The 13,988-nt window shown below is 71.6% G+C and carries 11 protein-coding genes and 1 pseudogene; 10 read left to right on the top strand and 2 right to left on the bottom strand.

Features of this window, described 5'->3' with window-relative positions:
* The first annotated feature begins 167 nt into the window (after nt 1-167).
* The 7 genes from AB0D85_RS32100 to AB0D85_RS32070 all read left to right on the top strand — a co-directional run bounded on the left by AB0D85_RS32100 (nt 168) and on the right by AB0D85_RS32070 (nt 8,783).
* Nucleotides 168-845, top strand: a complete 678-nt coding sequence (locus AB0D85_RS32100; protein WP_362328338.1) for a FadR/GntR family transcriptional regulator — start codon at nt 168-170, stop codon at nt 843-845.
* Nucleotides 842-2,281, top strand: coding sequence for an amino acid permease (locus tag AB0D85_RS32095; protein WP_362327997.1), 1,440 nt, complete (start codon nt 842-844; stop codon nt 2,279-2,281). The genes AB0D85_RS32100 and AB0D85_RS32095 overlap by 4 nt, the downstream gene beginning before the upstream one ends.
* A 43-nt stretch (nt 2,282-2,324) precedes the next feature.
* On the top strand, nt 2,325-3,341 hold the full coding sequence (locus AB0D85_RS32090; RefSeq protein WP_362327995.1) for an asparaginase: 1,017 nt from the start codon (nt 2,325-2,327) through the stop codon (nt 3,339-3,341).
* Between the two features lie 119 nt (nt 3,342-3,460).
* Nucleotides 3,461-4,870: an aspartate ammonia-lyase gene (aspA, locus tag AB0D85_RS32085; RefSeq protein WP_362327993.1), complete on the top strand. Its 1,410-nt coding sequence runs from the start codon at nt 3,461-3,463 to the stop codon at nt 4,868-4,870.
* Between the two features lie 39 nt (nt 4,871-4,909).
* The gene (locus AB0D85_RS32080; RefSeq protein WP_362327991.1) at nt 4,910-5,848 is read left to right on the top strand and encodes a glutaminase; all 939 of its coding nucleotides are present in this window, start codon (nt 4,910-4,912) and stop codon (nt 5,846-5,848) included.
* Between the two features lie 170 nt (nt 5,849-6,018).
* Nucleotides 6,019-7,413 carry a polyprenol phosphomannose-dependent alpha 1,6 mannosyltransferase MptB gene (mptB, locus tag AB0D85_RS32075; RefSeq protein ID WP_362327989.1) on the top strand — a complete coding sequence of 465 codons (1,395 nt, stop codon included), beginning with the start codon at nt 6,019-6,021 and terminating at the stop codon, nt 7,411-7,413.
* 5 nt (nt 7,414-7,418) lie between these two features.
* Nucleotides 7,419-8,783: a glycosyltransferase 87 family protein gene (locus tag AB0D85_RS32070; protein ID WP_362328336.1), complete on the top strand. Its 1,365-nt coding sequence runs from the start codon at nt 7,419-7,421 to the stop codon at nt 8,781-8,783.
* Between the two features lie 41 nt (nt 8,784-8,824).
* On the opposite strand, the pseudogene AB0D85_RS32065 reads toward AB0D85_RS32070, so the two are convergent.
* Nucleotides 8,825-9,718 (bottom strand): annotated as a pseudogene (locus AB0D85_RS32065) (serine hydrolase); the annotation flags it as partial.
* A 130-nt stretch (nt 9,719-9,848) separates the two neighbouring features.
* On the bottom strand, nt 9,849-10,997 hold the full coding sequence (gene rho, locus AB0D85_RS32060; protein WP_362327987.1) for a transcription termination factor Rho: 1,149 nt from the start codon (nt 10,995-10,997) through the stop codon (nt 9,849-9,851).
* A gap of 404 nt (nt 10,998-11,401) precedes the next feature.
* Between rho and AB0D85_RS32055 the strand changes: the two genes are divergently transcribed.
* The 3 genes from AB0D85_RS32055 (at nt 11,402) to AB0D85_RS32045 (ending at nt 13,985) form a co-directional block, all read left to right on the top strand.
* Nucleotides 11,402-12,643, top strand: a complete 1,242-nt coding sequence (locus AB0D85_RS32055) for a cytochrome P450 (RefSeq protein WP_362327985.1) — start codon at nt 11,402-11,404, stop codon at nt 12,641-12,643.
* Between the two features lie 124 nt (nt 12,644-12,767).
* Nucleotides 12,768-13,538, top strand: a complete 771-nt coding sequence (locus tag AB0D85_RS32050; protein WP_362327983.1) for an SDR family NAD(P)-dependent oxidoreductase — start codon at nt 12,768-12,770, stop codon at nt 13,536-13,538.
* Nucleotides 13,539-13,544: 6 nt separating this feature from the next.
* On the top strand, nt 13,545-13,985 hold the full coding sequence (locus AB0D85_RS32045) for a VOC family protein (protein ID WP_362327981.1): 441 nt from the start codon (nt 13,545-13,547) through the stop codon (nt 13,983-13,985).
* Nucleotides 13,986-13,988 lie beyond the last annotated feature (3 nt).

Raw genomic sequence — 13,988 nt, 5'->3', positions numbered from 1 at the left:
GAGTGACCGCTCCACCACGGGGTGCGATGCCTGCATTCAGGCGCCGCACCCCGTGAATGTTTCCTTTCCGGAAACCTTGACAGCCTCGTCCCGCAACCCGGAACATCTCACCCGTGAACCTGTCAGACAGCCCGACAGCCGGACAGCCTCCGCGGCGCGTGAGCGCCATGGAAGCGGTACTGGCGCACCTGCGCGGTGCCATCGAGCGCGGCGAGTACGCCATCGGCGACAAGCTCCCCTCCGAGGCGGAGCTCTGCCGCACCCTGGAGATCAGCAGGCCCGTCCTGCGCGAGGCCCTGCGGGCCCTGCAGACGATGGGCCTGACCGTCTCCAAGACCGGCAAGGGCACCTTCGTGGTCGCCAACGCCGTCGAGGACCCCACCTTCGGCGACTACGCGGCGAGCGACCTCCTCGAGGTGCGCCGGCACATCGAGATCCCGGTCGCCGGGTACGCGGCGCTGCGCCGCACCCCGGAGAACCTGGACCACCTGGCGCATCTGCTGGACCGCATGGAGCGGGAGACGGACACCACCGCGTGGGTCGCGATGGACACCCTCTTCCACCTGGCCGTGGCCGAGGCCGCCCAGAACCCGGTCTTCCGCCGGGTCATCGAGGAGATCCGGGACGCACTGGCGCGTCAGTCGGCCTTCCTCAACGAGCTGGGCGGCCGCCGCGAGCAGTCCAACCGGGAGCACCGGGCCATCGTCGAAGCGCTGATCGACGGTTCCGAACCCGACGCCGTGGAGGCCATGAGCCACCACCTCGACCGCGTCGAGACGACCCTCACCCACATCGTGCGCCCCGCGCGCACGGACCAGCACCAGGAAGGCGGAACCGAGGCGTGAGCGAACAGCACCTCAAAGACGAGACGCGCCCCTCGTCCCGTCACGTCGACGCCGGGGACCACGGCTACAGCAAGTCGCTGAAGCACCGGCACGTCAACATGATCGCCATCGGCGGCGCCATCGGCACCGGCCTCTTCCTCGGCGCCGGCGGCCGCCTCGCCGACGCCGGCCCCTCCCTCTTCGTCGCGTACGCGGTCTGCGGGATCTTCGCGTTCCTCGTCGTACGCGCCCTCGGCGAACTCGTCCTGTACCGCCCGTCCTCCGGCGCCTTCGTGTCGTACGCCCGTGAGTTCCTGGGCGAGAAGGGCGCCTACACGGCCGGCTGGATGTACTTCCTCAACTGGGCGACCACCGGCATCGCCGACATCACCGCGGTCGCCACCTACACCCACTACTGGGGAATGTTCTCCGACATCCCGCAGTGGGTGATCGCCCTGATAGCCCTGGCCGTGGTCCTCACCGTGAACCTCATCTCGGTGAAGATCTTCGGCGAACTGGAGTTCTGGTTCGCCATCGTCAAGGTCAGCGCCCTGGTCATCTTCATGGTCATCGGCATCTTCCTGCTGGTCACCCAGCACCCGGTCGACGGCGCCACCCCCGGCCCGTCCCTCATCACCGACAACGGCGGCATCTTCCCCAACGGCCTGCTGCCCATGCTGCTGATCATCCAGGGTGTCGTCTTCGCCTACGCGTCGGTCGAACTGGTCGGTGTCGCGGCGGGCGAGACCGAGAACCCCGAGAAGATCATGCCCAAGGCGATCAACTCGATCATGTGGCGCGTCGGCCTGTTCTACGTCGGCTCGGTCGTCCTGCTCTCGATGCTCCTGCCCTGGAACAAGTACACGGCCGGACAGAGCCCCTTCGTCACCGTGCTCTCCCACATCGGCGTCCCGGCGGCCGGCGGCGTGATGAACCTCGTCGTCCTCACCGCGGCCATGTCCTCGCTCAACTCCGGCCTCTACTCCACCGGCCGCATCCTGCGCTCCATGGCCGTCAACGGCTCCGCCCCGAAGTTCACCGCGAAGATGAGCCGCACCCAGGTGCCGTACGGCGGAATCCTGCTCACCAGCGGTATCTGTGTCCTCGGCGTGGGCCTCAACTTCGTCGTCCCCGCCGACGCGTTCGAGATCGTCCTCAACTTCGCGGCGATCGGCATCCTCGCCACCTGGGGCATGATCATGCTCTGTCACCTGTTGTTCTGGCGGAAGACCCAGAACGGCGAACTCACCCGCCCCGGCTACCGACTGCCGGGCTCCCCCTGGACCGAGATCGTGACGCTGGCGTTCCTCGCCTCCGTCCTGGTCCTCATGTACGCCGACGGCGGCGCCGGACGCACCACCGTGCTGTGCCTGCCGCTGATCGTCGCCGCGCTGGTCGCCGGCTGGTACGCCATCCGCGGCCGCATCGCGCGCCCGTCCGCCGGAACCGACGCGTGAACCGCGTACCGGTCCCTCCCAACTCACCCGAGACCAGGCAGTGATGTACAGCAGTTCCCCCGCGGACGCACCCATCGTCCGTGAACCCCTGCACGCCCCCGTCGCCCACCTCATCCGCGGCGGGGTCGTCGAGGGCATCCACTACGGCTCCGTCGTCGTCCTCGGCGCCGACGGAGAGGTCCAGTTCCAGCTCGGCGACATCGAGGCCGCGTTCTACCCGCGCTCGGCCCTCAAGCCCGTCCAGGCCGTGGCCATGCTGCGGGCCGGGCTGCCCCTCGACGGCGACCTGCTCTCCCTGGCCGCCGCCAGCCACTCCGGCGAGGAGCGGCACCTCGCCGGGGCCCGGCGCATCCTCGACCTCGCCGGCCTCACCGAGGACGACCTGCGCAACGTCCCCGACATGCCGTACGACCCCGCGGTCCGCGACCACTGGATCCGCGAGGGCCGGCAGCCGTCGCGGCTCGCGCAGAACTGCTCCGGCAAGCACGCGGCGATGCTGTGGACCGCGCAGCTGAACGGCTGGTCGCTGGAGGACTACTTGGCGCCGGAGCATCCGCTGCAGCAGGCGATCGCCGAGATCGTCGAGGATCTGACCGGGCAGCGGATCGCCCGTACGACGGTGGACGGCTGCGGCGCCCCGTTGTTCTCCGTCTCCCTGCACGGGCTCGCCCGCGCGGTGTCGCGGATCGTCGCCGCCGCACCGGGTACGCCGGAGGCGCGGGTCGCCGATGCGATGCGGGAGCACGCGGAGATGGCGTCCGGCGCGGGCCGGGACGTGGCCGCGCTGATGCGGGCCGTGCCGGGGCTGCTTGCCAAGGACGGCTTCGAGGGCGTCCAGGTCGCGGCGCTGCCGGACGGCCGGGCCGTCGCCGTGAAGATCGCGGACGGGGCGAACCGGGCGCGGGTTCCGGTGGCCGCGGCGGCGTTGGCGCGGGCGGGGGTCTCTCCGGAACTGCTCACCGAGTTCGCCGGTGAGGCGTTGCTCGGCGGTGGGCGGGCGGTCGGGTGTGTGCGGCCCGTCCGTTCGCTGGAGCCGGTTGCTGTTTCGGCCTGCGCCTAGTCGTCTGCGCGGACTTGTCGTTCGGCGGCTGCGGGCCGGTTTGGGCTGGTCGCGCAGTTCCCCGCGCCCCTTTGGGGCGCGCTCACCCTCACCTCCTTTGAAAGAGGAATCGTTCCTTCATGACTGTCGTCACCCGTAGCGAACACGATCTGCTCGGCGACCGTGACGTGCCCGTCGACGCGTACTGGGGTGTGCACACCCTGCGTGCGACGGAGAACTTCCCCATCACCGGTATGACGATCTCCGCCTACCCGCATCTGATCGAGGCCCTCGCCGCAGTCAAGGAGGCCGCGGCCCTCGCCAACGAGGAACTGGGGCTGCTGGCGCCCGAGAAGGCCGCCGCGATCGTCGCCGCCTGCCGGGAGATCCGGGACGGCAAGCTGCACGACCAGTTCGTCGTCGACGTCATCCAGGGCGGTGCCGGGACGTCCACGAACATGAACGCCAACGAGGTCGTCGCCAACCGGGCCCTGGAGTTGATGGGGCACGCGAAGGGCGAGTACCGGTACCTGCACCCCAACGAGGACGTCAACCTCGGTCAGTCGACCAACGACGTCTACCCGACCGCCGTCAAGATCGCGACGGTGTTCGCGGTGCGTGGGCTGCTCAAGGCGATGGCGGTCCTGCAGGACTCGTTCGGGCGCAAGGCCGTCGAGTTCCGTGACGTGCTGAAGATGGGCCGTACGCAGTTGCAGGACGCGGTTCCCATGACGCTCGGGCAGGAGTTCTCCACCTTCGCCGTGATGCTCGACGAGGACCGCAGCCGGCTCGCCGAGGCCGTCGAGCTGATCCACGAGATCAACCTGGGCGCCACCGCGATCGGTACCGGCCTCAACGCGCCCGCCGGGTACGCCGAGTCGGCCCGCCGGCACCTCGCCGAGATCACCGGGCTCCCCCTGGTCACCGCCGCCAACCTGGTCGAGGCGACCCAGGACTGCGGCGCGTTCGTGCAGATGTCCGGCGTGCTCAAGCGGATCGCGGTCAAGCTGAGCAAGAGCTGCAACGACCTTCGGCTGCTGTCCTCCGGACCGCGTGCCGGACTCGGCGAGATCAACCTGCCGCCCGTGCAGGCCGGATCGTCGATCATGCCCGGCAAGGTCAACCCGGTGATCCCCGAGGTCGTCAACCAGGTCGCCTTCGAGGTCATCGGCAACGACGTGGCCATCACCATGGCCGCCGAGGCCGGGCAGCTCCAGCTCAACGCGTTCGAGCCGATCATCCTGCACTCCCTGTCGGAGAGCATCACGCATCTGCGCAACGCCTGCCTCACCCTCGCCGAGCGGTGCGTCGACGGCATCACGGCCAACATCGACGCCCTGCGCGCCACCGTCGAGAACTCCATCGGCCTGGTCACCGCCCTCAACCCGCACATCGGGTACACGGCGGCCACCGACATCGCCAAGGAGGCCCTCGTCACCGGCCGCGGTGTGGCCGAACTCGTCCTGGAGAAGGGCCTGTTGCCCGCCGAGCGGCTCGCCGCCCTGCTGCGTCCCGAGGCCGTCGCCGGGAGCGGCTCGCCCCTCGTCTGACCTGCCGCGACTACGCACCAGGACCGGCCCGGAGGCACAATGGTGATCATGACAATGACGTCGTCCCCCGCCTTCCTGCCGGTCCTGGAGCGCATCGCCGAGGAGATAGGCCGCACGCCGGGCCGCGGCCGCCCCGCCGACTACATCCCGGCCCTCGCCGCCTGCGATCCGCGCAGCTTCGGCATGGCGGTCGCCGAGCTCGACGGCACGGTCTACGGGGTGGGGGAGTGGCGGCAGCCGTTCTCCACGCAGTCCATCACCAAGGTCTTCACCCTCGCCCTGGACCTCGCCCGCGAGGGCGACGAACTCTGGGAGCACGTCGGCCGCGAGCCTTCCGGAAACCCCTTCAACTCCCTGGTCCAGCTGGAGTACGAGCAGGGCATCCCGCGCAACCCCTTCGTCAACGCGGGCGCCCTCGTCGTCACCGACCGCCTCCAGACCCGTACCGGGGACGCGGCCGGAGAGCTGCTGTCCTTCCTGCGGGCCGAGAGCGGCAACACCTCCCTGGACTTCGACGGCGAGGTGGCCGCGTCGGAGTCCCAGCACGGCGACCGCAACGCCGCCCTGGCCCACTTCATGGCCTCCTACGGCAACATCGACAACGAGATCCCGGTCCTCCTCGACCAGTACTTCCGCCAGTGCTCGGTGGCCGCCTCCTGCGCCGACCTCGCCCTGGCGACGACGTTCCTGGCCCGCCACGGCATCCGCGCCGACGGCACCCGCCTGCTGACCAGAAGCCAGGCCAAACAGGTGAACGCCGTGATGCTGACCTGCGGGACCTACGACGCGGCGGGCGACTTCGCGTACCGGGTGGGGCTGCCGGGCAAGAGCGGGGTCGGGGGCGGCATCATCGCCGTGGTACCGGGTCGTTGCGCGATCTGCGTATGGAGCCCGGGCCTGGACGAACGGGGCAACTCGGTGGCGGGAGTGGCGGCGCTGGACAGATTCACGACACTCACGGGCTTGTCGGTGTTCTAGGGGTTCTCTCTGCAGCGCCCCGCAAGGGGCGCGGGGAACTGCGCGGCCAGCCCCCACCGGACCCCGCACCCAACAACGCACCACACACAGGTAACAAGTAGGCCGCTCCCAAGAAATCGCCCCGTCGCTTTCCGGCCACCCACCATTGACACGCTGACCCAGTGTTGGCCATGGCTTTCCCCGTCGATCTACGCCGCTGCCAGGTTCTCGGCCTGGCCGGCACCGCCTTCCTCGCCCTGGGAGGTGAGACAGCCGGCGCCCTGCCCGTGGAGGATCTGCTCGCGCCGAGCTCCGTTCAGGCGGCGTTCGGCCTGGTCGGCGTCTACTTCGGCGTGGTGCTCCTCATAGCGGCGTGGCTGCTGCTCGGCCGCCTCGTGCGCAGCGCCGAGCCGCCCACCCCGCGACAGCTGCTGCTGGTCCTCGCCGTCTGGGCGGCCCCGCTGCTGCTCGCGCCGCCGCTGTTCAGCCGGGATGTATACAGCTACCTCGCGCAGGGCGCGATGGTCGACGCGCACATGGACGTCTACACCTCGGGACCCGCCCAGCTCGGCGGCCCGCTGGCCGACGAGGTCGCCCCGGTGTGGCAGAACACCGCGGCCCCGTACGGCCCCGCGTTCATGGCCGTGGCCTCGCTCCTGTCCGGGCTGACCCGCGGCGAACTCCCGGCCGGCCTCCTCGGGATGCGGCTGGTCGCCCTGTTCGGCGTCGGCCTGATGGCTGCCGCGCTGCCCCGGCTCGCCCGGCACAGCGGCGCCGACCCGGCCGCCGCCCTGTGGCTGGGCGCCCTCAACCCCCTCGTGCTGCTGCACCTGGTCGCGGGCGCCCACAACGACGCGATCATGCTCGGTCTGCTCGGCCTCGGCCTGGTCGCCGCGCTCGGCCGCTGGCCGATCCTCGGCGCCGTGCTCGTCACGCTCGCGGCGCTGGTCAAGGCGCCCGCCGCGCTCGGGCTGCTCGCGATCGTCGTCGTACAGGCACGCAGAGGACGCAGTCCGGTGCGCGCCACCCTGATCACGGCGGCCGCGTCCGGTGCCACGACGGTGGTCGCCACCGCGATCGCCGGCACCGGGTACGGGTGGATAAGAGCGCTCGACACTCCGGTCTCCGCGCACAACTGGGCGCTCAGCAGCCTCCTCGGCCGGGCCACCGGCGCGCTCCTCGAACACCTCGGCAGCGACCTGGCACCGCTGGCCGTCCCGGCCTGGCATCTGCTAGGGCTCGCCCTCACCGCCGTGACCGTGCTGCTGATATGGCTCCGGCTGCGGCCCCGCCCGGTCTACGCCCTCGGCCTGAGCCTGGCCGCGGTGGCCGCCTTCGGGCCGGCGATCCGGCCCTGGTACGCCATCTGGGGCCTGTTCCTGATAGCGGCCGCCGCGCCCAGCACCTCGGTACGGCACCGGGTGGCCGCCGTCACCGGAGTGCTCGCGCTCGCCGTCCTGCCCAGCGGCGGCCCCGCCGACATCGGCCAGCTGGTCCTCGCCGTCTCCGGCGGGGTGCTCGGCGTGGTCGTGCTGTGGCAGGCACACCAGGCCGCGCAGGCCCCGGCCTTGGGACGTACGGCATGACAAGCCTGACAGGACCGCGGACCGACCGGGGGAGGGCGCTGCTCGTCCTGGTCCTCGTCGCCGCCGTGACCGTGTTCACGGCCACCGTGCCGCTGCTGCGCGACTGGTTCGACCTGCGCGTGTACTACGGCACCGTGCACACCTGGGTGCACCACGGCGGGCGGATCTACGACTACCGGGTGCCCGGGACGACGTACGGCTTCACCTATCCTCCGTTCGCCGCCCTCGGCATGCTGCCCATGGCGGTGGTGGGGCTCCATCTGGCCATCGCCGCCTCGCTCCTGCTCAACCTGGCCGCACTGGCGTTCGTGCTGCGGATCCTGGCCGGGCCGGGATGGCGGCGCTGGGGCTGGTACCGCTGGGCGCTCACCCTGTGCGCGCTGGCGCTGTTCGAACCGTTGCGGGACACCTTCAGCTTCGGCCAGGTGAACGTGATACTCCTCGCCCTGGTCCTCGGCGACTGCTGCCTGCTGCGCAGCGGGCGCGGGCGCTGGGCGGGGGCCGGGATCGGTCTGGCCGCCGCGGTCAAGCTCACGCCCGCGCTGTTCATCGGCATGCTGCTGCTGGCCCGCAGATGGCGGGCGGCCGCGACGGCCACGGCCGTGGCGCTCGCCGCCACCGGGCTCGCCGCCTGGGCCGACCCGCGGGCGTCCCGCTTCTACTGGACGCAGGCGCTCTGGGACACCAGCCGGGTCGGCCGGCTCGACTATGTATCGAACCAGTCCCTGCAGGGCGTACTGGCCCGGCTCGGGCACCCGGACAAGCCGCTGTGGGCGACGGCCGTACTGCTGACGCTCGCCGTGTGGGCATGGCGGACCCACAGGGCCGTGGCGGCCGGCGACTGGACGGCCGCGTTCGCGCTCACCGGTCTCGCCGCCTGTCTGGTCAGCCCGATCACCTGGGTGCACCACCTGGTGTGGCTGCTGCCGTCGTTCGTGATCCTGGCCCGTGCGGGGCGCCCGCGGATCGCGGGCGCCCTGTACGCGGTCATGTGCACGAGTGTGGTGTGGCTGTGGTTCGACGACGCCTCGGGCGTCGACGGGTTCCTCGGCAGCAACATCTACACCTGGATCACACTGGGCCTGCTGTTCGGTCTGCCGATCGCTCAGTCCCGCGGGGACCGGTCGGACCGGCCGGAGCGGTCCGAGCGGTCGCCCTTGAGCCTCATCGCCAGGGTCACGGCGCCCACGCCGAGACCCGCGAAGGCCGCGGCGATGGCGGTGTCGGACCACCCGGAGTCGTCCTCCGGCGTGGTGGCCGCCGCGATCGGTACGGTGCTCGGTCCCGGCCGCGGGGCGGGCCGCAGCGCGTCCAGCGAGCCCACCGGATCGACCCGTCCGGCCGCGTCGAAGCCCCAGTCCAGCAGCTGACGGGCCTCGTCGTACACGCCGCCGTCCTGGGGGTTCATCACCGTCACGAGGAGGGTGCGCCCGCCCCGCCGGGCGGCGGCGACGAGGGTGTTGCCGGCGTTGGTGGTGTAGCCGTTCTTGATCCCGATCAGGCCGGGGTACCGGGCCACACCGTCCGCGCCGGTCAGCAGCCGGTTGGTGTTCTCGATGCCGAACGACCAGCCGTCGCCGGCGGGGAAGCTGGCCCGGGTGGTGGAGCAGTACTGGGCGAAGTCGTGGTTGTGCAGCCCGGCCCGGCCGAACACCGCCAGGTCGAACGCCGAGGAGACCTGCCCGGGTGTGTCGTAGCCGTCGGGGGACTCCACGTGGGTGTCGAGGGCGCCCAGGGAGCGGGCCTTGGCCTGCATGCCGGCGGCGGTGTGGTCCCAGCCGCCGTTGAGCGCGGCCAGGACGTGCACGGCGTCGTTGCCGGAGCTGAGGAAGACCCCGCGCCACAGGTCGGACACCTGGTAGGTGTGTCCCTCCTCGATCCCGACCAGGCTGCTGCCCTCGGCGACGTCCGCCAGTTCCGCGGGTTTCACCCGGTGTTCCAGACCGGCCGGGAGGGCGGGCAGCACGGTGAGCGCGAACAGGGTCTTGAGCGTGCTGGCCGGCGGCAGTCTGAGGTGCGCCTGGCTCGCCGCCAGCACCTGGCCGCTGTCCGCGTCGGCGACCAGCCAGGAGAGCGCGGAGACGTCCGGGACCCCGGGCGCCCCGGGGTGCGGACGCACCTGGGTGCCGGAGTGGTAGAGCAGCGACGGCCCGGGCACCACCGTCCGCGGGGGCGGAGCCGGATCCAGCGCCCCGGTACCGGCGGCGGCCGTACCGGGCGTCAGCGCCAGCAGGCCCGCCAGACAGAGGGAGCAGGTCGACACCACCGCTCCACGGGAGAAGCGGTCAGGGAATCCGAACGTCATACGATCAACGTAGGAACGGAGGCGGTGTACGGCGCGCTGCCCGGGCCGGTCGGGCGACGCGAGCAACCCGGATGCCGCACGGGCCCGGGCACGGGGCCCGTCCGCCTGAGGCGCCGGCTCGGACGCGGCGTCAGCCCGTCGGCAGCGTCGGCTGGACGCGGCGCAGGAAGGCGGCGTTGTCCGGGGTCTCGCGCAGCCGCTCCAGGAGCGTCTCCAGACCGCTCGGGGTGCCCTCCCGGCTCTGCAGGGCCCGGCGCAGCCCGCGTACGGCGGTCAACTCGGCCGGGGTGAGCAGGAGTTCCTCGCGGCGGGTGCCGGAGGGGGCGATGTCCAGGGCGGGGAAGACCCGCCGGGAGGCCAGTTCGCGGTCCAGGCGCAGCTCCATGTTGCCGGTGCTCTTCAGCTCCTCGAAGAAGTAGCCGTCGGCCCGGGAGCCGGTGTCCACCAGGACGGTGGCCAGGATGGTGAGCGAGCCGCCCTCCTCGGCCTTGCGGGCGGCGCCGAAGAACCGCTTGGGGCCGAGCAGCGCGCCGGCGTCGACACCGCCGCTGAGGGTACGGCCGTTGGAGGCGGCCGCGTTGTTGTGGGCCCGGCACAGCCGGGTCAGGGAGTCCAGGAGGATGACGACGTCCTGGCCGTCCTCGACGAGCCGCTTGGCCCGCTCGACGACGAGATCGGCGAGGGCGATGTGCTCCTTGGCGGGCCGGTCGAAGGTCGAGGCGTACACCTCGCCCTGGACCGAGCGCCGCATGTCGGTGACTTCCTCGGGGCGCTCGTCGAGCAGGAGCACCATCAGACGGCACTCCGGGTGGTTGCCGGCGACGGCGGCCGCGAGCTGCTGGAGCAGCACGGTCTTGCCGGTCTTCGGCGGGGCCACGATCAGCCCGCGCTGCCCCTTGCCGACCGGCGCGAACAGGTCGGCGACCCGCCCGGCGAGCCCGGAGGCGGGGTGTTCGAGGCGGATCCGCTCGTACGGGAACAGCGGAGTCAGGTCCCGGAAGTGACGGCGGCCGCGGAGCTCTTCCGGTGTACGGCCGTTGACGCGCGTGACCTCGGTCAGTGCGCGCTGGCTGCCCCGGACGCCCTCGACGAGGTCGCCCTTGCGCAGGCCGTGACGGCGGATCAGCGCGGCGGAGACCTGGGGGTCGGCGGGGGAGGACAGGCAGCTCGGGGCCCGCAGCTGTCCCTTCCCGCCCGCGTCGATGTCGAGGACACCGGTGACGGGCCGGGCGTCGGGCCGGGCCTGGTGCTGTACGGGAGGTTCGAGTGTGGTGGTCATGAGGGGTGGTCCTTTCGAGGACGGAAGACATGAGGGAAGGGGGGAGTGGGCCGCGAGCGGGAGGGCGTACACGCATGCCTCCGTGCGGCGGGAACGACACCTCGGGAGCCGACGCTCGACGGGCGGAGAAAGCCCAGGTCACGAGGTGGTGCTGAGAAGCCTGCGGGCCGGTCGGCAAGCGACGGGCGGTGCGGCTGGAAGAAGGGGAACCGGCACTCGGCGCCCGAGAGGGGCTGCCACAGGTGCTGATCGCACTATACCCGGGGTTCCGTGTCGGTCAACATGACGCCGGTCACGGATATTCCGGACCCTTGGTCCGCGAGTATTCCGGACCCTCGGTCCGCCGGGCCCGCGGGCGCCTACGATCGGCCGTGTCCGCGTCGTTCGGTCGTCAGGAGCCCCCGGTGGAGACCCCGCCCGTGCCCCACCGCCTGAACCCCGCCGGCGGCTGCCCGCACGCCGGCAACGCCGCGCTGCTGGCGCGCGGTGCCGTGGCCCCGGTCGTGCTGCCGGGGGACGTCGAGGGCATGGCCGTCCTCGGGCACGAGGCACTCAGGGAGTTCCTCCAGCATCCCGAAGTCGCCAAGAACGCGGGGCACTTCACCGAACTGCGGGAGGGGCGCATCCCCGCGGGGTGGCCGCTGCTGACCTTCGCCACCGTGCGGGGCATGACCACCGCCGACGGGGACGACCACCGCCGGCTGCGCGGGCTGGTCAGCCGGGCCTTCACCCCCCGCCGGGTGGCAGAACTGCGACCCTGGATAGAGGAGTTGACCGCCACACTGCTCGACGGACTGGAGCGGGCCGCGGCGGCGGGCGACGGGGTCGCCGATCTGCGTCGACACTTCGCGCTGCCGCTGCCCATGGAGGTGATCTGCGAACTCCTGGGCGTGGACACCGAGTTCCGGCACCGGCTGCACCATCTGTCCAGCCAGGTCGTGGCCACCGGCATCGAGCCGGCCGAGGCCGTCGCCGCCAACCGGGAACTGGTCGCCGTACTCGCCGCCGTCGCCGCGGCCCGGGCCGAGCGGCCCGGCGACGATCTCACCAGCGCCCTGATCGCCGCCCGTGACGAGGGCGGCGACCGGCTCGGGCAGGAGGAGCTGATCGGCACCCTGGTGCTGATGATCATCGCCGGGCACGAGACCACCCTCAACCTGATTACCAACGCGGTCCGCGCGCTGTGCGGCCACCGCGACCAGCTCGCACTCGTCCTCGAAGGTGAGGCGGGCTGGGCGGACGTGGTCGAGGAGACCTTGCGCTGGGACGCGCCGGTCAGCTACTTCCCGTTCCGGTATCCCGTGCGGGACCTGACCGTCGACGGCACGGTGATCCCCGCGGGCACCCCGGTCCTGGCCGGCTACTCCGCCGCCGGCCGTGATCCGGCCGCGCACGGCCCCGACGCCGACCGGTTCGACGTCACCCGGCCCGCCCGCCCCGACGCCGTACGCCACCTCTCCCTCGGCCACGGCGCCCACTACTGCCTGGGCGCCCCGCTGGCCCGGCTGGAGGCCACGGTGGCCCTGGAGCGGCTCTTCGACCGGTTCCCCGCCCTGGACCTCGCCGTGCCCGAGGACGCCCTCTCCCGGCCCGCCGGCTTCGTCGGCAACAGCGTCCGCGCCCTCCCGGTGCGGCTCGGCGCCTGAGGCGCATACCAGCCATACGAACCCCCGATGACCCTTCACCTGCGCAATTCTTGTACTGGGTAAAGTCGCTACCTACGCTGCCAGCACCGCACTTCGGCGGCATGGGACAAGGGGCTTGGCAATCATGGGTCGATTGGCCGGAAAAATCGCTTTCATCAGTGGGACGGGGGCAGGAATCGGCCGGGCCGCGGCACAGGTATTCGCCGCCGAGGGCGCCACCGTATTCGGCTGTGACATCGACGAGAAGAACGCCGCCGAAACCGTGGAACTCGTCGAGAAGGCCGGCGGTGTCATGCGTTCGCTGGCACCGGTCGACCTGTCCACCCAGGCCGGGGCACGGGAGTGGATCGAGGCCGGGATCGCGGAATTCGGCGGCATCGACATCCTCTACAACAACGCCTCCGCCCTCCGGAACGGACCGTTCGAGACGATGCCGGCCGAGGACTGGTACTTCACGATCAAGAACGAGCTGGACATCCCCTACTTCTGCACCCAGGCCGCCTGGCCGCACCTGATCGCGCGCGGCGGCGGGGCCGTCCTGAACGTGGCCTCCGTCGCCGCCGTGCGCGGCGCGCCGTTCATGCCGATGGTGCCGCACGGCGCGGCCAAGGGCGGGGTCCTCGCCATGAGCAAGCACCTGTGCGCGGCCGGCGCCCCGCACCACATCCGGGTCAACACCATCGCCCCCGGCATGACCCGCACCTCCGCCACCGCCCCCTTCCTCGACGACCCGAACGGCCCCAAGGCCCAGCTGGAGGCCCGGATCCCGGTCGGCAGGGTCGGACAGCCGGAGGACATCGCGCGTGCCGCGGCCTTCCTCTGCTCCGACGAGGCGGCCTTCGTCAACGGCGCCAACCTCATGGTCGACGGCGGCGACAGCGCGATGGCGGGCTGAGCGCGGATGCACGCACGACTCGACCACGTGGGCGTCAACGTACGCGACCTGCCCGCCCAACTCACCTGGTACCGGACGGTCTTCGGACTGACGACCGTCTTCGAGTTCCATCTCGACGGCCCCGGGCTGACCGGTGTCGTCCTGGAACACCCGCACGGCTGGCGCATCGAGCTGCTCGCCAGGCCCGGGTCCGCGCCCGGCCTCCGGGCACCGGACCCGATGACCGCCGTCCTCACCGAGGGGTACGGGCACTTCGCGGTCACCACCCCCGAACTCGACCCCGTGTACTCCGTGTTGATGGACCACGGAGCGAGCGAGGTACTCGCCCCCGGCCCGTCCCCCGAACCGGGCGTGCGGATGGCCTGGGTCAAGGACCCCGAGGGAAATCTCATCGAACTCATAGAACGCGGCGAACCGACCGAACGCGGCACCACTGTCAACCCGTGATAC

This window comes from Streptomyces sp. NPDC048277, from assembly GCF_040652235.1.
Taxonomy (GTDB): Bacteria; Actinomycetota; Actinomycetes; order Streptomycetales; family Streptomycetaceae; genus Streptomyces.
Note: the sequence above shows the minus strand (reverse complement) of the source record. Positions and strands in the feature narration are given on the sequence as shown.